We start from the raw sequence: 16,398 nt of genomic DNA, 5'->3' as shown, positions 1-16,398 counted from the left end.
TAGCGAGCATGGTGGGAGAACGAGACAAAAAGTTTACGATTTCGAGGCGCATAGTGGGCCTACGCAACGAGAAATCGGGGATTTTTTGGCCGCTCTCCCATCAGCGCAGTAGATTGTTCCTAAGGCCGACAGGCTCCTAGGGATAGGTACGTCCAAAAATCGTTTATTTTTAAAAAGCGCGCTGTTAAATAAGCATTTTATTGCGTTATATAAATCAGCACTGCTCACTCGGCAACACCGCTGGTTTCAGAGTGATTTTTTTGCCGCCTGATCCAGGCGAAATTGATTTATGCGTAGGCCCTATAGTATTATATTGCAACCTATTGTTCAACAGTGAAATCTTATTTGCGACTGGTACATTAAACGCCGTCCACACCGTTTCGCCATGCCAACATCTGTGCCGTCATTTCCTCTTTCGGCACCGGACGACCATAGACATACCCCTGGACCTCGTAGCATCCTGCCTCGCGCAGAAACGCCTTCTGCGCCTCGGTCTCCACACCCTCGGCGATGACTTCCAGACCCAGGCTCGTGCCCATCGCGATCGCCGCGCGGGAGATATCCGAATCCGGTGATTCCGGGGTGACCCCACGAACAAAGGTCCCGTCGATCTTGAGTTTCGTGATGGGTGATCTCGCGAGTTCTCCCAGTGATGAGCAGCCGGAGCCGAAATTGTCGAGTGCCATGTGGATCCCCAGGGAGGCCAATGATTCGAGGACTCCGGGCGAACGCGCTTCTACCGCCATCAGGATCTTCTCCGTAAGCTCGATCTCCAGCCATTCCGGCCTGCAGCCGGTCTCCAGAAGAACCCGCTCGACCATGGGTGGTAGACCTTCGTCCCGCAACTGGTTGGCCGTTACGTTGACCGCCACACGCGCGGGTTTCCGGCCGGAGCGCCGCCACACGGCCATTTGGGCACATGTCGTCTGCAGGATCCACTCCCCGAGTTCCACTATCATGCCGGTATCCTCGGCCAGGGGCACGAACCGGGCCGGCGGCAGCAGGCCCATCTCGGGATGTTCCCAGCGTACCAGCGCCTCCAGGCCGATCAGCGCACCGCTGCGAAGGTGAACCTGTGGCTGGTAGTGGAGGACGAATTCCCGCCGATCCAGTGCCCGGCGCAGGTGGGCCTCCATCAACACCCGCTCGAAGGCCCGCTCCGTCATGTCCTCGGTGAAGAAACGCAGGGTACCGCGTCGCTCGTGCTTGGCCTTGTACATCGCAGTATCCGCATTGGACAGCAACTCGTTCGCGGTCTCCCCATCCTGGGGAAACAGGCTGATCCCCACACTGGCCGAGACACTCAGCGAATGTCCGTCGACCTCGACCGGCTCCTGAAGCCTGTGGATCAGTTTCTGCGCCAGCACGCTGGCATGTTCGGAGCGCTTCAGGTCTTCCATGACGACGGTGAACTCGTCGCCGCCCAGCCGCGCGACGGTGTCATCCTCGCGGACACCGTCGCGCAGTCGCCGGGCGACGACCTTCAGCACGGCGTCACCCGTGGCGTGGCCGAAGTCGTCGTTGATCGGCTTGAACCGGTCTAGGTCGATGAACAACACGGCGAGGTGCCGGCGGTTGCGGCGCGCCTTGCCGATGGCCTGCTGCAGCCTGTCGAGAAACAGCAGGCGATTCGGAAGGCCGGTCAGGGCGTCCAGGTGTGCGAGCCGCTCCAGGACCTTTTTCTGATCCTTTAACCGCTGCTGGGTCAGGAACTGTGGTGTGATGTCCCGGCGTGTTTCGATGATTCCCTCGGGCAGGCCGTCGACTCCGAGCACGGGTGTGGCGACCAGTTCGGTGTATTGCTGCGAACCGTCGGCGCGTCTGGTGACATGAATGCTGGTGTCCGGTTCCCCGGTGGCGATGACCTGCTGCAGGGGGCAGGTGTCGTTCTGCCCATGGCAGGGCGCTTTCAGGCCGCGCGTGACCTCGAAGCACTTCGGGTGCTGCGGGTCGGCCACGGCATCAAGCTTCATGGACTCTCTGGCGGCCTTGTTCATCAGGTGGATGTTGTAATCCAGGTCGACCACCACGATGGATTCACGGACGCTGTCCAGCACCGTGTGCAGGAGCTGTTTCTGTTTGCGTATCTTGATTTCTGCACGCTTGCGTTCCGTGATGTCGCGGTCGATGCCACGATAACCCGCGAAGTTCCCGGCTGCATCGTAATACGGGACACCCGAGGTCTCGAGAATGACCTCGTGACCGTCCCGGTGGACGTTGATGTTCTCCAGACCGGTAAACGGGTGCCTTTCCGCCACCATGGACCGGAAAATACTGGCAACCCGCTCGGCTTCCGCTTCCGGCATGAAGTCAAACGGGGTCTTGCCGAGGACCTCGCTGGCGGGTAGCCCGAAGAACTCCTCGACCTTGGGGCTGCAATAGGTGTAGACAACGTTGGCGTCGACCTCCCAGACGAGGTCCGTGGTCGTCTCGATCAGCGCTCGGTACTTGTCCAGATTGAGTTCGCTGGCGAGTTCGAAGTGCCGGCGCTCGGTCTCGTCGAGCACCGTGCCGGTCATCACGGCGGCGTCCCCCGCGTCGTCGTAGACGATTTTCGCCTGCGAATGCAGATGTCGGATCTCGCCGTCCGGTCGTAGAATGCGATAGCGGATATCGTAGGGCAGGCGACCTTCCAGCGCGGTCTTCATGGCTTCGCGGACGCGTTCCCTGTCCTGCGGGTGAACATAGCGCCGGAAGATCGACGGCTCCGGCTCGATCGATCGGGGCGACAGACCGAAGATCTGGTATACCTCGTCGGACCAGGATACGTGCCCGTCGAGAAGGTTCCATTCCCAGTTGCCGACCTTCGCGACGTGTTCGTCGGCTATCCCCGCCCGGCTCCGGCACGTGCCCTCGTTAAGGTAGACACGCTCGCTGATGTCCTGGACGACTCCCTCCCAGGCGACCAGGTTTCCTTCCTCGTCGTGGCGCGATGTCTTCGTGACCTCGAGTCGACAGGTCGTCCCGTCCTTCCTCAGGATATCCAGTTCCCGGCGACGGTTATCCCCGGACGCAAACCATTCGCTCGCGTCCCGGTTGACCGGGTGGACGGTCAGGTACCGTTCGGGAAAACCCGAAGCAAACTCATCCGGTGAGTAACCCAGGATCTTCGCCACTGACGGACTGACGTAGCTGAACGCACCGCTCGAGTCGCGAGTGAAGAAGATGTGGCGCGCATTCAGGTTCTCCACCATGTGGCGGAACCGGGATTCAGAATCGCGCCAGGCGAGCTGTAGCTGCCGCTCCTTGGTGATGTCCAACAGGATGCCGAGAAAGTGTGTGACCTCTCCCGCGGCGTCCCGTGCCACGATGGTGCGGTCCTCGACCCAGCGAATCTCCCCGTCGCGGGTGACCAGACGATACACCTGCGTGTAGTCATCCTGACCCGAGGCCAAGTGGCGATCGATCTCGTCGGCTACCCGCTTGCTATCATCGGGGTGCACGATCTCGGCGAAGCGGATGGTTCCGTCGATGAATGCCTCGGCACTGTAGCCGAATTGCCGGACATTTACAGAGACGAACGCGACGGGCCAGTCCGGCGCATTGATCCATTGAAACAGGACGGTAGGGCCGGCGCCGATGAGGACGTCGGCCAGGGCACGGCGGATTTCGGATTCGGACGCTTTCAAATGGTATACCTGCTCCCGGAGACACGAGTCGTCCTGACGGGTATAACTACCGCAATAAGCCTGGTATCCTCCGGGCGGGAATCGACACCCTCGACCACCAGCTCGATCATGGTTTCGGCGCGCACCTCGCACGAGGCTCAGATTTGACGCAGATCGAAGACTCGGGTCTCGTCGAGCTGCTCGACGGTGCAGTTCGTGAAGTCGTTCTTCATCGGATCAGCTCCCCATCGAGGTTCGCGGATCGAATGCCATCTGCTGCGCCATCTTCTCGTAGAGTTTGCGGTCCGCATCCGATTTGGGCTTCGGTGTCATGATCTTGAGCACGATGTACAGGTCACCCGGTACCTTGCCGGTCATACCCTTTCCCTTGAGCCGAAGTTTCTGACCCGATTGCGATCCGGCCGGCAGCCTCAGGTCCACCCGGCCGCCCGGCGTGGGGACGGTGACGGTGGCCCCGAGTCCGGCTTCCCAGGGGGTGACGGGGAGTTCCAGATAGAGGTCCCGCCCGTCGGGCTTGAACCACCGATGAGGCTCGTACGCGATCTCCAGATAGAGATCTCCCGCCGGCCCTCCACCGATCCCGGGCGAGCCCTGTCCGGTCAGACGGATACGCTGCCCCTCGATGACACCGCGTGGAATGCGCACGTTGAGGTTTCTGGTGCCTGCATAAACGTGACCGGAGGGATCGATCTGCGGTGCCTGCAGCGAAATGGTGCGCGAGGCGCCGTGATAGGCATCCTCCAGGCTCACCAGGATCTTGGCGTGATGATCCTGTCCTTGTGCCCGGAACCTGCCGCGCGCGGCGCCGTGGCCCGTGCGTCGGCCGAACAGGGTCTCGAAAAAGTCGCTGAACCCCTCCGCGCCGGTGAATCCCCCGCCGGAGAATTCGAACCCGGCGTCCCAGTCCGGCGGCGGCCTGAACTCCTGCCCCTGCTTCCACTCGCTTCCGAAGCGATCGTAGGCCGCTCGCTTCTCAGGGTCCTTCAGAACCTCGTAGGCCTCGCCGAGCTCCTTGAACCGCTGCTCGGCGTTCGACTCCTTGCTGACGTCCGGGTGGTATTTTCGCGCCAGACGGCGATAGGACTGCTTGATCTGATCCAGCGTAGCGTCGCGTGAGACGTTGAGTGTCCGGTAATAGTCCTTGAATTCCATCTTCTACGGGATACCTTAATGTTGGCCTGTGCCTGCGGGTATTCGAGTCCCTCCCGTCGCAATTGGACCAGTGCGCCTGAATCTCCGGCTCAGGCAGCACGACGGTAGGGCCTCAGATAGCGCTTTTCGAACAGTGACTTGCCCCGGTGGAGGGGACTGGCCCGAAACTGGAAATTGCGGCGCTCGTTGCGGAAAAGCAAGTACCCCACTGTCGAGAGAATCGATGATACAGATCGGCTCGGTGCGGAAGGTATGCGTCTGCGGCTGGCCCGCGATGTCCGCCACCAGGTTTCGCACGCAGGTCTCTGCCTGCAGGTCCGCCATGTGGGCCTGCTTGGGCTTCTGTCATTGGCATTCCCCGCATTCTTCGGGCAAAGTCTTTCTGCCGGGTAGTTTACTGGATTGCGAGTCGCCGGCTCGAAAGATTGCGGCCCTCCCGATTTACCCGTCGCGGACAGGTTTTCACGAGAAAGTGTGTGTCATATTCGTTTCGTGGCAAGGCGCGATGACGCGTAATAGCCGCTCTATTGCAAGGAATCGCAACGCCGCCACGGGACGAAGCGGGCGTGCGTGCCGGGTAAACCTGTCCGTGACGGGTATATCATGCGGCGGCGACTCGCAAACCCGCCCGGGTCAAGCCCTCTCCCAGGGTGACAAGGAAGCATCAACATGTGCGGACGCTACAATGTACTGACCTCGGCCCAGGGTTTTGTCGACCTGCTGGACCTCCTGGTCGAGATCGGGAGCATGGGCGCGGACGGGCCGCGCTACAACGCGGCACCGACGCAAATGCTACCCGTCGTACGCCGGCTACCGGACGCCGTCGGCGCACGCATCGACGATCTGAAGTGGGGCCTGGTGCCATCCTGGGCGAAGGACCCGGGGATCGGAAACCGCATGATCAATGCCCGGGTGGAGAGCGCGGCCGAAAAGCCCGCCTATCGCGTCCCGTATCGTCGACGACGCTGCCTGGTCGCGGCAGATGGCTGGTATGAATGGAGGCGGTCGGCCGACGGAAAACAACCCTGGACGATCCGGCGACGCGATGGCGAACCTTTTTTCATCGCGGGACTGTGGGAGTCGTGGCGGGGGAAGGGCCGGGATGCCGATGCGCCGGCACTCGAGACCTTTACCCTGCTGACCGGCGACGCATCCGCCCAGCTTGCTCGTATCCATGCGCGCATGCCAGTGGTCCTGGACCGCGGGTTGTACGAGCAATGGCTGGACCCACGGATGACGGATCCGCAGGCGTTATGCGAGGTTCTCGACGCGCGTCCAGTGGACGTGTTCGAGGTCTGGCCGGTCAGCCGCTACGTGAACAGCCCGGCCAACGATTCGGCGCGTTGCCTCGAGCGCATCCCGGATCCCGAACGTTCCTGAATCCGTTCAGTCGGCTCCGGGAAACGGGAGCGACCTTGACGGTTTGGGGCCGGATGCGAGCTGCTCCGTCGGATGCCCGATGTCGAGTCCACGGGACCGGTTTTGCCGTGTTACGGCTCGGAATCCGGAAGCTCACCGTCGTATTCGATGTCGTAATAGATCGAGGTGTGCAGCCAGCCGATTGCCTGCTCGTAGTCGGTGAAGAACCGGATGTCGAATCCGGCGTCACGCGCCGCCTGGAGAAAGAGGTTGGCATGTGCCGGGCGCCGGGCGGCGTACAGAACGGCGATCTTGTTTCGGAACGATTCCCGGTTGTGATCGAGATATTCGACGATCTGTCCCAGGTCCTCGTCCTCCATGATGCTTTCGGCCTGCCTCACGTCCACCAGGATATTGTATTCCGACTGACCGCCCCCGGCCTCAATGAGTGTCGAGAGGATTCTCTTCACGGTCTCGAGATTAATCTTCCCGGTGGCCGTGGTCTCTAGAAAATCCCGTACGCGGATGATCTTGTGTGCAATGGTCATGAACGTTCGGGATCGACGCCGCTCAACGGGCGGGACGCCTCATCACCCCCGGATTCGCCTCTCTCACGTTGGGTTCGTCCGGCCACGATGAACAGGAGGCCTCGGTCACACCCATGCCGTCTCGAGCAGATCCCACGGCAACGATACGCCTGTCTATCCGGGCACATGCCGGTGACCTATTCGGATGATCCGCCCGAGGCCGCGGGATCGAGCCAGACGTCGACGCCGCATCGGCCGTGAACCCGGCTGACGGGCAGTTCCTCACCGGCCTTCCAGCGTCGAACTGCGTCTCGCTTGCCTTCGCCGGTCACCATGATATGGATCTCCAGAGCCTCGTTGAGGGCCGGTGTATTGACCGAAACCCGGTCCGGCGGAGGCTTGGGTGCTCCGTAGACGGGGACGACCACCGCGTGCTCGTCGTGCTGCTGGCCCGGGAACAGGCTGGCGGTGTGGCCATCCTCCCCCATGCCGAGCAACACGAGATCGAAAGGGAGGGCGTTCCGCACCGTCGCTCCATATTCGGCCGCCCCGCGGGCGGGGCCGTGTTCGGCCGGGATCGGATGGATATGCACCCTGGGCACCGCGACGTGATCGAGCAACGCCCGGTCGGCCATGGTACTGTTTCGCTGCGCGTCGCCCGTGGGAACGCAGCGCTCGTCGCCATAGTAGATCGACCAGCGGGACCAGTCGGCCGGCATCTGCGCCAGTCTGCGGTAGGCGTGTTGCGGAGTGGACCCGCCGGCCAGCACCACGCGGAACACGCCGCGTGCCGAAATGGCGCGTCGCGATGCGCGCATGATCCGCTCGGCGACCGCTTCGGCAATCGCCTCGCCGTCGGGCATTACGTGCCATCTCACGTCTGGGGATGTCATGTCGAGGAGGGTTCCGGGGGCCTGTGAATCGTCTCTGCAATCGGCGGTAGCACTCCCGGGCAGAGACAGACAATCCTGTCTCAGGCCGCTGTCATGATCGCCGCCTTGAAGGGGGGTTAAAACCGTCCCGCGACGGCAAAGTTATCACAGGCGGGTAAACCGGCCTACACGCCGCCGTCCGTAAGGTGAAACTCCTAACGATTCCGGGTAGGGTAGCGCAGGTGCGTCGCGTCGGCCATGCACCCTAAAGCTGAATTCTGGTGACCTGAATTGCGAGAACCCATTTTCCTTTTCCGGCAGCGGCGCTGGTCCCATGCGCTGGTGGTACTGGCCTTGCTGTCGGCGATCCCCGCATGCGGCGAAAAACAGTTGCGTGAGAGACTGGAGGAGGAGGGCTATCCCCCGGAGTACATCGACGGCTACATGGACGGTTGCGTCACCGGGTATGCCCGTGCCGGCAATCCCCAATACACCTTCACCCGCCAGCTGAGTGAATTCCTCGTGGACGAACGATATGCCAGCGGATGGGAGCGGGGTGAGACCGAGTGCAAGCGGGCCGAACTGGGAAGACGGCGTGTCGAGTGGATGTACGGCAGTGACTGAACGGCAACGCCGAAACGAGGCTGCCATCTTCCCCCGCGGCTCGCTGATCTCGCACCCGTTCACGCGGCGTGTCGCGTGGTTCGCCTATGCCGCCGTGCTCTACTGCACCGGCCTGGCTTTCACCCCCTGGCTGCTCGAGCCGGCCCTGTTTCGTGGCGGGTTCCAGTGGCTGGCGGTCGCGGCATTTCCGTTCGTCCTCATTGGATTCTTCCTCCTCGGCTGCGGTTCGGCGGGCCGCTGCGATGTCCCTCCCGACTCGCCACGCGAGGACAGGGCGCGTCGTACCCGGCGCCGCCCCACTAGGCTCTGTTGACATTCATCGCGGACGGCGACTTTACGGATCTTTTCCGCCCTGACGGCGTTGGATTCGACTTGCAATGGGTCGGCATTGCGCATCGAATCCGCCTTGTCAGGAAAAATCTCTCGAAAATCCACTCGCCCAGACAAATGTCAACAGAGTCTAGCGATAGCTAGGTGTCGCGCTGTTGATCCAGTGGCGACCTTCGCGGGCGAGGAGGTCGTCCGCCGCCGATGGACCCCAGGTTCCGGAAACATAGTTGGGGAAATCACGCGGCGGCAGGGCCTGCCAGACGTCGATGATGGGCTGAACCAGCGACCAGCCCGACTCGATGTTGTCGGCCCGCTTGAACAGGGTGGCGTCGCCGCAGAGACAGTCGTAGATGAGGGTCTCGTAACCAGTGCTCGGTTCATCGCCGAAATAGTCGCGGTACCGGAAGTCCATCTGTACCGGCCCCAGCTTGTTGAACTTCCCCGGGATCTTGGCGTTGAACCCGAATCCGATTCCCTCGTTGGGCTGGATGCGCAGGACGAGCCGATTGGGGGCGATATTCAGTCTGCGCGCCCGATGCGTGTCACGGAAAAGCTGGTTCGGCGCGTCACGGTACTGCACCACGACTTCGGTGAAACGACCCATCATTCGCTTGCCGGTCCGGATATAGAAGGGGATGCCCGCCCAGCGCCAGCTGTCGATCTGCAGTCGCAGCGCGATGTAGGTCTCTGTGGCGGACTGTGAGTCGATGCCGGGTTCCGAGCGATACGCGGGCACACGCGAGCCGTCCTGCAATGTGCCAGCCCCATACTGCCCGCGGACCGCGTATTTGAGCACTTCCTCGGGCTGCAGCGGCTGGATCGCCCGCAGTACCTTAGACTGTTCGTCACGAACCTCGTCGGCGTCGAAGGAATTCGGCGGTTCCATGGCGATCACGGAAAGTACTGCGAGCAGATGGTTCGGGATCATGTCCCGCAGGGCCCCGGCCTCCTCGTAGTAAACGGCCCGGTTCTCGACCCCGAGATCTTCCACGACGGTGATCTGAACGTGATCGATATAGCGGTGGTTCCAGATCGGCTCGACGGTGCTGTTGCTGAACCGGTAGGCCAGGATATTCTGTACCGTCTCCTTGCCGAGGTAGTGGTCGATGCGGTAGATCTGTGGCTCCTGGAAGGTTTGATGAAGCTGGTCGTTCAATGCCCTGGCCGATTGCAGATCCCGCCCGAAGGGCTTCTCGATGATGATCCGCCGCCACGCCCCCGCAGGTTCACGCGACAACCCCGCTGCGCCGAGCTGATCGGATATGATCCCGAAGAAACTGGGCGGGGTGGCGAGGTAAAAGAGGTAATTGGGACTGACGCCCTTTTCGACGCAGAGCTGATCCAGTGTCGTGGAGAGTTTCTCGTACGCCTCGGGATCCCGGAAGTCACCCGGGCTGTAATGGATCCGTTCACGCAAGGCGCTCCAAGTCTGCTCTGAAAATTCCTGCGGTGTGAATTCCCGCACGTATTTCTCCAGATTGCCGCGAAATGTTTCGTCGTCCGACTCCGCACGATCCACGGCCATGACCGCAAAGGCCTCCGGCAACAGGCCCTGCACGGCGAGGTGATACAGCGCCGGAACGAGCTTACGCTTGGTGAGGTCACCTCCGCCCCCGAAGATGACGATGACCGACGATGGCGCGGCGGATACGTCCGGATCTTCCGTCGTGCTGTCGTTCATCTGGCCTTCTCGACGTGGCCGCCAAACTGATGCCGCATGGCGGAGAGGACCTTGTTCGCGAAATCGCCCTCGCCCCGAGACTCGAACCGATCATAGAGCGCTGCGGTCAGGACGTGTGCGGGGGTGCCCGATTCGATCGCCGCCAGACAGGTCCAGCGCCCCTCGCCGGAATCCGAGACCCGGCCGGAATAGCCTGTCAGGTCCCTGTCGCCATGAAGTGCGCCGGCGGTCAGATCGAGTAACCAGGAGGCGATCACGCTGCCGCGACGCCACACCTCCGTGACTTCCGAGAGATCAATGTCGTATTGAAACGCCTCGGGTTCTCGCAAAGGCGTGGTTTCGGCGTCCACCTCGTGTGAGGTCTTGCCGACATTGGCGTGTCGAAGTATGTTCAGGCCTTCGGCATAGGCGGCCATGATGCCGTACTCGATCCCGTTGTGGACCATCTTGACGAAATGGCCCGCGCCGGAGGGCCCGCAATGCAGGTAACCGTGTTCGGACGTGCTCGCATCCCCTTCGCGCCCCTGTGTTCGCTCGATGTCACCGGTTCCCGGGGCCAGCGCGGAAAAGATCGGATCGAGGTGCTTTACCGGCCCGGATTCTCCCCCGATCATCAGGCAGTAGCCGCGTTCTAGCCCCCAGACACCGCCACTCGTACCACAGTCGATATAGTGAATTCCGCGTTTCCGAAGTCGCGCGGCGAGTGCAATGTCGTCCTTGTAGTAGCTGTTTCCGCCGTCGATGATGATGTCGGCGGCGGACAGGCGGCCGACCAGGTCGTCGATCGATCTGTCCACCACGGCGGCAGGCACCATCAGCCAGACCGCACGAGGCGGTTCAAGACGGGCGACGAAATCGTCCAGGTCGCGCGCACCACTGGCGCCCGTCTGCTCCAGGGACGCGACGGCATCGGCGTTCGTGTCGTACACCACGCAGTCGTGTCCCGCTGTCATCAGCCGCTTCACCATATTGGCCCCCATACGCCCGAGACCGATCATTCCAAGCTGCATAGCGTTGCCTCCCGTGAGCTGTTGGCGTCTTCCGATACCTCTATATAAATCTGAAAAATACCATACAACTTATTGTTTGTAATTCTATTATTACTTGATGTTCTGGACAGGATCGCTCGCTATGCCTCGCCTCGTACCGCAATGCGTCCAGGCCGAAACGCGGGCTAGGCGGACAGGGCCCGTTCGACCATGGCCCGGAGTTGCGTGAGCCCCCGATGGGTATCGGCGGGCAGATGAATACGCAGCAACCTGCGACCCCTCTCGGCGAGGACCTCGAAGTCGCCCCGGGCCTGAGCTGCCTTGACGACACCGAATCCGTACGCGTAGCCGGGCACCGGAAGGTCCTCCGCGTCATCGCAGGTGAGCTGCAGGAAGACCCCGCTGTTGGGCCCGCCCTTGTGGGCCTGCCCCGTGGAATGCAAGAATCTGGGGCCGTATCCCAGGCAGGTGGCCGCCCGGGTACGCTCCCTGACGGAATGACGGATAGCCTGAAGCTCGCGTTCGTGGATCTCGTCGAGGCGGTTCATATAGGCGAGCAGGGCAAAGTAGTCGCCCGTGCCGATCCGAGCGAGATGCGCGGCGAGCAGGGCATCGGGTGAATCGTCACCGCCGGCCGCGTTTGCGAGCGCTTCGGCATTGGTTGCATCGGTATACAGAAATATACCGTCGCTTTTGGCGATCGGTTCCTGTTCGGGCAGGCTTCCGCTTCGTGCATAGGCCTCGGTCAGTTTTCTGGTCTCGATCTTGCTGGCTTCCACGTCCGGCTGATCGAAAGGGTTGATCCCCAGGACCGAACCTGCAACGGCGGTGGCGATCTCCCAGCGAAATATTTCCTGTCCCATTTCGTGCCGGTTTCCGATGTGGATCCGAACGACCGGGTGTCCGGCTCGGGCGAGGGCGTCGACGGCTGCATCCTGCTTGGAGTCCGGACCGTCGTCCAGTCGCAGGTAGGCGAACAGACGATCCTCACCGTAGGCCGATGGCGCGGCCAGCGACTCGGTATCGACGGGGATCAGGCCCTTGCCCTGCTTGCCCGTGGATTCCGCCACCAGTTGCTCCAGCCAGGCCCCGAAAGCGGCCACACCAGGCGAGGCGATGATGGTGAGCTTGTCCCTGCCGCGTCGGGCAGACAGGCCCATGATCAGTCCGAGCTGGAGACAAGGATTATCATGCCTGGAAACGCATCCCGCGCAGGCTTCGACCATCTCCTCCGTATCGTCGAGCAACTTGGTGACGTCCATACCTATCAGGGCGGCCGGCACCATGCCGAAATTCGACAGGGCGGAGTAACGCCCGCCGATGCCTGGCTTGCCGTGAAAGGTCTTGCGGAACCCTTTCTCGCGGGCGACCGCTTCGAGACTGGAACCCGGATCGGTGATCGCATAGAAATGATTCGGCGCCTGCTTCTCACCGAGGGCCTCGATAGCGCGCGCCATGAAGTAGGCGTATAGGATATTGGGTTCTAGTGTACTGCCGGATTTGCTTGAGACGATGAATACGGTGCGCGCGATATCGATGCCGCTTTCCACGGTACGGATCTGCGCGGGGTCGGTGCTGTCGACGATGAGCAGCTCCGGGTGGTCGGGCGCCGGACCGAAGGTCCTGGCGAATGTCTCGGGCGCGAGGCTCGAACCACCCATCCCCAGGAGCACCGCATGGGTGAAGTACTTTCCCTCCGCCATGTGGCGGAGCCTGCGCAGATCGCCGAGGTGGTGGATCTGCTCGCTGGTGATGTCAAGCCAGTCCATCCAGCGTGCTTCGTCGTTTCCCGTCCAGAGCCAGGCGTCGCGCCGCCATAGACGACAAATCTTCTGCTCTTCGTCCCAGCCGTCAAAAGCCCGTTCGAGGTCGGATTCGAGTTCCGCGGGAAGCTGGCAGACCTGCCTGTCGATTCGAGGCTTGAGTGCGTCCCTGCGCGCCGCGTCGACCGCGGCGAGCAGCTTGTCGAAGGCCTCGACGAACAACCGGACCCCGTCTTCGAGCAGTGTGTCGGTGATAGCGCCCAGATCTATGCCGAAGGTCTCCAGTGAGTCGACGTCGGCCTGCGCTTGTTCGACGTCTTCCTCGAGCGTAACGCGGACCTCGCCGTGGTCTCGAAACGCGTCCAGCGTTGCCGGTGGCATTGTGTTGACCGTATCGGGACCGATCAGTTCCTCGACGTAGACGACATCGCGATAGGCGGGGTTCTTCACGCCGGTGCTCGCCCAGAGCAGTCGCTGCGCTCCGGCGCCCTGCGATTCAAGTATGCGCCATTGATTGCCGGAGAAGATCCTCCTGCTGTCGCGGTAGGCGATCTTTGCGTTGGCGATGGCGATGCGTCCGAGCGGGGCCCGCAATCCTGACGCCCCACCGGCCCCCGAACTGCCGGAATGCCGCTCGGCAATGGCGTTGTCTACGGCAGTATCCACGCGTGAAACGAAGAAACTCGCCACACTGGAGACCCGCGCGGGGTCGCCGCCGTTGGCGACCAGCGCCTCGAGGCCTCGCAGGTAACGCTCCGCCACCTGGCGGTACATTTCCACGGAGAACAGGAGCGTGGCGTTGACGTTGATGCCCTCGCCGATAAGGGTCTCGATGGCCGGCAACCCCTCATGGGTCGCGGGGACCTTGATCATCAGGTTGGGACGCCCGACCGCGTTCCAGAGCCGACGGGCTTCGACGCAGGTGGCGTCGGTATCGTTCGCAAGACGCGGCGAGACTTCCATGCTGACGAACCCATCGCGACCCGAGGTCTTCTCGTACACGCCCCGCAAAGCGTCGGCGGCCATCCGGATGTCCTCGATAGCCAGTCGCTCGAACAGTGTCTTCGCATCGAGGGATTCGTCCCGCGCCAGTGCGGCGATCGCCTCGCTGTAGTCGGTGCTGCCGGTGATGGCCTTCTGGAAGATAGCCGGGTTCGAGGTCATACCCGTCACGCTGTCCTCGTCGATCAGGCGCGACAGTTCGCCACCGGTCAACAGCTTGCGCCGGATGTAGTCGAGCCAGATGGACTGCCCCTGTGCGTGCAGGGCCTGAAGTGGGTTCATGCGACGACTCCCTCATTGGGATGATTGCGTTCGCCGACACCGCGGAACCGGTTCACCCCCGGATACCGCGGGTCTACCTGGTGCGAGATCGGGTCCGAAAGGCTCCGGAGTATATCACCTGGGTTACCGATATGCCCCGTTCGAACCTACCTGCCGGACCGCTGTCGGAACTCCTGAACGATTACCTCGACATCGAAGCGGAGAAGATCCGCCTGCAGAAGTACTACGTCACGAATTTCAACGAGGTCCTCTCCGCTGCGTCTTCAAGACCTGATGTCAGGAACCCGGCCGCGACCGGATCGGTGATCGAATACGATCTGACGCAGTGGCAGGTCATCGTCGACGGTGAACGTGAACCCATGTTGCTCAAGGAGCAGTGGGACGAGACGTGGCGCGCGAGGCCGAACTGTGAGGTGCGCGGCGATGCTGATCCTGGGACTGGCGTTACAGTTTCCCGGGTTGTGTCCCGCGGAAGACGACCTGCGCGGGCGGCCGCTCTACGAGGTCAAGGACCGTCCGCCCGCGCCGGACTTCAGACTCGAGGATACCGAAGGCGAATTCCATCGCCTGAGCGACTATCGCGGCAAGGTCGTCATCCTGAACTTCTGGGCGACCTGGTGTCCACCGTGCCGAGACGAGATGCCCTCCATGCAGCGCGCCTGGAAAGTTCTCAAGGCGCGGGGCATCGAGATGCTGCCGATCGAAACGCCGGGTGTCAGGTTCTGAGTCCGCGAGAGCGGCTTAAGGCGATTGCCGGAGAATGGCATACCAGATTGCGCCGGATTTTCGTTCGTCATCAAGGCGCGACAACAGGCGCATAGTCGAACTATGCAACGGTTGTCGCAACACAGAGGACGAACGAAAAGACAAGCAGGATGGTATGTCATTTGACAGAAATCGCCTAAGGACCCCGACGGCCATGGCCAGCAGCGCGGCAAAGAACATCAGAAAAGCAATCACGAATTCGGCCACGTCTCGATTTCTCAGTGCGCCCGCATCTGGAGGTCCCCGACGTGCTTTGCTTAAGTATCCGGCGTCGCAAGGTAAGGTGCAAACCCGGGGGTCGCGAGGTCTCGGTAACCGCCCTCCTGTTTGATCACGAAGAATGCCGCGACGCCCTCCCTCACCGCATAGGCATAGCCCGAGTCCGGTCCGAGCACCATCAGGGCCGTGGCATTGGCGTCGGCCCGCATCGCCGAAGCTCCGACGACGGTCACCGAGGCAAGGTCATGGGTCACGGGACGTCCCGTATCCGGATCGATCGTGTGGCTATAGATCTGCCCGTCATCCGCATCGAAGAAATTCCGGTAGCCCCCTGACGTCGCCACACTCGCATTGTCCAGGGCTATGATTGCGTAGACCTCACGGGCGCCCGGGTCCGGTTTCTCGATAGCGATCCGCCAGGGCACCCCCGTGCGGTTTGTGCCCCTGCCGCGAAGCTCCCCCCCGATCTCGACGAGGTAGTCGCCGAACCCCTCGCTGTCTAGCACGGCCGCGACCCGATCCACCGCGTAGCCTTTTGCGATCGCAGAGAGGTCTACGGACAGATCCGGCACGTCCTTGCGAACAGAGGGCGGATCCCCACGGATTCGCAACCGCGTGAATCCCACCCGCTTCCTGGTCGCTGCAATGTCCTCATCCGGGGGTACGCGGCGAGCGCCCTCGGTCGGGCCGAAACCCCACAAGTCAACGAGCGGTCCGACGGTCGCATCAAACGCGCCGTCGCTTGCCTCGCTGATCTCCCAGGCCGAGACGAGAACCTCGTACAACTCACGCGATACCGGGATCCAGCCCGATTCGTCGCTGCGGTTCAGGATCGAGAGTTCCGAGTCATCGCGGTAGGTGGACATCCGTGACTCCAGTTCGTCGAGCGTCTCCTGAATTCGCTGCCCGAGGGCCCCGCCATCTGGTCCGAGCGGTCCGACGACCTTGACCGACCACGTGGTGCCCATTGTCAGTCCATGCAGATCCGTCTGCTGTCGTTGGTCTCCTGCACGATCGCAGCCCGTAGCAAGCACCAACGCAACCACGATCAGTGCCGCGCCACCCAGAGTCAGTCGTTTCAACACAGCCCGGATTCCAAACTGCGAACGCCCAGCCCGAGGTTTGATCCCCGCTTTCGCGCAGACGCCGACCCCGCATTCCGGCGACGGCCTTCCCTTATCCGCCAAAATCGTCAAGCAGAATG

General features: G+C 62.1%; 11 protein-coding genes and 1 pseudogene. 4 read left to right on the top strand and 8 right to left on the bottom strand.

Going from position 1 to position 16,398, the window contains the following annotated elements; genetic code table 11:
• Nucleotides 1-359: 359 nt before the first annotated feature.
• Together LJE91_15725 and LJE91_15720 are read right to left on the bottom strand one after the other, a co-directional pair.
• Nucleotides 360-3,629: a PAS domain S-box protein gene (locus tag LJE91_15725; GenBank protein ID MCG6870119.1), complete on the bottom strand. Its 3,270-nt coding sequence runs from the start codon at nt 3,627-3,629 to the stop codon at nt 360-362.
• Between the two features lie 216 nt (nt 3,630-3,845).
• The gene (locus tag LJE91_15720) at nt 3,846-4,781 is read right to left on the bottom strand and encodes a DnaJ domain-containing protein (protein ID MCG6870118.1); all 936 of its coding nucleotides are present in this window, start codon (nt 4,779-4,781) and stop codon (nt 3,846-3,848) included.
• Nucleotides 4,782-5,450: 669 nt separating this feature from the next.
• Between LJE91_15720 and LJE91_15715 the strand changes: the two genes are divergently transcribed.
• Nucleotides 5,451-6,161 (top strand): SOS response-associated peptidase, encoded by a 711-nt coding sequence (locus tag LJE91_15715; protein ID MCG6870117.1) that lies wholly within the window; start codon nt 5,451-5,453, stop codon nt 6,159-6,161.
• A 110-nt stretch (nt 6,162-6,271) separates the two neighbouring features.
• On the opposite strand, the gene LJE91_15710 is transcribed toward LJE91_15715, so the two are convergent.
• Complete coding sequence (locus tag LJE91_15710; GenBank protein MCG6870116.1) at nt 6,272-6,688, bottom strand: STAS/SEC14 domain-containing protein; 417 nt, start codon at nt 6,686-6,688, stop codon at nt 6,272-6,274.
• A 176-nt stretch (nt 6,689-6,864) separates the two neighbouring features.
• Nucleotides 6,865-7,545, bottom strand: a complete 681-nt coding sequence (gene pgl / locus LJE91_15705) for a 6-phosphogluconolactonase (GenBank protein MCG6870115.1) — start codon at nt 7,543-7,545, stop codon at nt 6,865-6,867.
• 285 nt (nt 7,546-7,830) lie between these two features.
• Between pgl and LJE91_15700 the strand changes: the two genes are divergently transcribed.
• Nucleotides 7,831-8,163 (top strand): hypothetical protein, encoded by a 333-nt coding sequence (locus tag LJE91_15700; GenBank protein ID MCG6870114.1) that lies wholly within the window; start codon nt 7,831-7,833, stop codon nt 8,161-8,163.
• Complete coding sequence (locus LJE91_15695) at nt 8,156-8,476, top strand: hypothetical protein (GenBank protein MCG6870113.1); 321 nt, start codon at nt 8,156-8,158, stop codon at nt 8,474-8,476. The genes LJE91_15700 and LJE91_15695 overlap by 8 nt, the downstream gene beginning before the upstream one ends.
• Nucleotides 8,477-8,623: 147 nt before the next feature.
• On the opposite strand, the gene zwf is transcribed toward LJE91_15695, so the two are convergent.
• The 3 genes from zwf to LJE91_15680 all read right to left on the bottom strand — a co-directional run bounded on the left by zwf (nt 8,624) and on the right by LJE91_15680 (nt 14,210).
• Nucleotides 8,624-10,174: a glucose-6-phosphate dehydrogenase gene (gene zwf / locus LJE91_15690; protein ID MCG6870112.1), complete on the bottom strand. Its 1,551-nt coding sequence runs from the start codon at nt 10,172-10,174 to the stop codon at nt 8,624-8,626.
• A complete protein-coding gene (gene gnd / locus LJE91_15685; protein ID MCG6870111.1) occupies nt 10,171-11,184 on the bottom strand; it encodes a decarboxylating 6-phosphogluconate dehydrogenase in 1,014 nt (337 codons plus the stop codon). The genes zwf and gnd overlap by 4 nt, the downstream gene beginning before the upstream one ends.
• A gap of 164 nt (nt 11,185-11,348) precedes the next feature.
• A complete protein-coding gene (locus tag LJE91_15680; GenBank protein ID MCG6870110.1) occupies nt 11,349-14,210 on the bottom strand; it encodes a bifunctional transaldolase/phosoglucose isomerase in 2,862 nt (953 codons plus the stop codon).
• A 423-nt stretch (nt 14,211-14,633) separates the two neighbouring features.
• On the opposite strand from LJE91_15680, the pseudogene LJE91_15675 reads away from it, so the two are divergent.
• Nucleotides 14,634-14,906 (top strand): annotated as a pseudogene (locus tag LJE91_15675) (redoxin domain-containing protein).
• Between the two features lie 326 nt (nt 14,907-15,232).
• On the opposite strand, the gene LJE91_15670 reads toward LJE91_15675, so the two are convergent.
• Nucleotides 15,233-16,279 carry an FAD:protein FMN transferase gene (locus tag LJE91_15670; GenBank protein ID MCG6870109.1) on the bottom strand — a complete coding sequence of 349 codons (1,047 nt, stop codon included), beginning with the start codon at nt 16,277-16,279 and terminating at the stop codon, nt 15,233-15,235.
• Between the last annotated feature and the right edge of the window lie 119 nt (nt 16,280-16,398).

The organism is Gammaproteobacteria bacterium (genome assembly GCA_022340215.1).
Lineage (GTDB): Bacteria > Pseudomonadota > Gammaproteobacteria > JAJDOJ01 > JAJDOJ01 > JAJDOJ01.
Note: the sequence above shows the minus strand (reverse complement) of the source record. Positions and strands in the feature narration are given on the sequence as shown.

Bases quoted from the DNA above. Each gene is read 5' to 3' on its own strand.
- LJE91_15715 (MCG6870117.1), top strand. From the start codon at position 5,451: ATGTGCGGACGCTACAATGTACTGACCTCGGCCCAGGGTTTTGTCGAC.
- gnd (MCG6870111.1), bottom strand. From the start codon at position 11,184: ATGCAGCTTGGAATGATCGGTCTCGGGCGTATGGGGGCCAATATGGTG.
- zwf (MCG6870112.1), bottom strand. From the start codon at position 10,174: ATGAACGACAGCACGACGGAAGATCCGGACGTATCCGCCGCGCCATCG.
- LJE91_15720 (MCG6870118.1), bottom strand. From the start codon at position 4,781: ATGGAATTCAAGGACTATTACCGGACACTCAACGTCTCACGCGACGCT.
- LJE91_15680 (MCG6870110.1), bottom strand. From the start codon at position 14,210: ATGAACCCACTTCAGGCCCTGCACGCACAGGGGCAGTCCATCTGGCTC.
- LJE91_15710 (MCG6870116.1), bottom strand. From the start codon at position 6,688: ATGACCATTGCACACAAGATCATCCGCGTACGGGATTTTCTAGAGACC.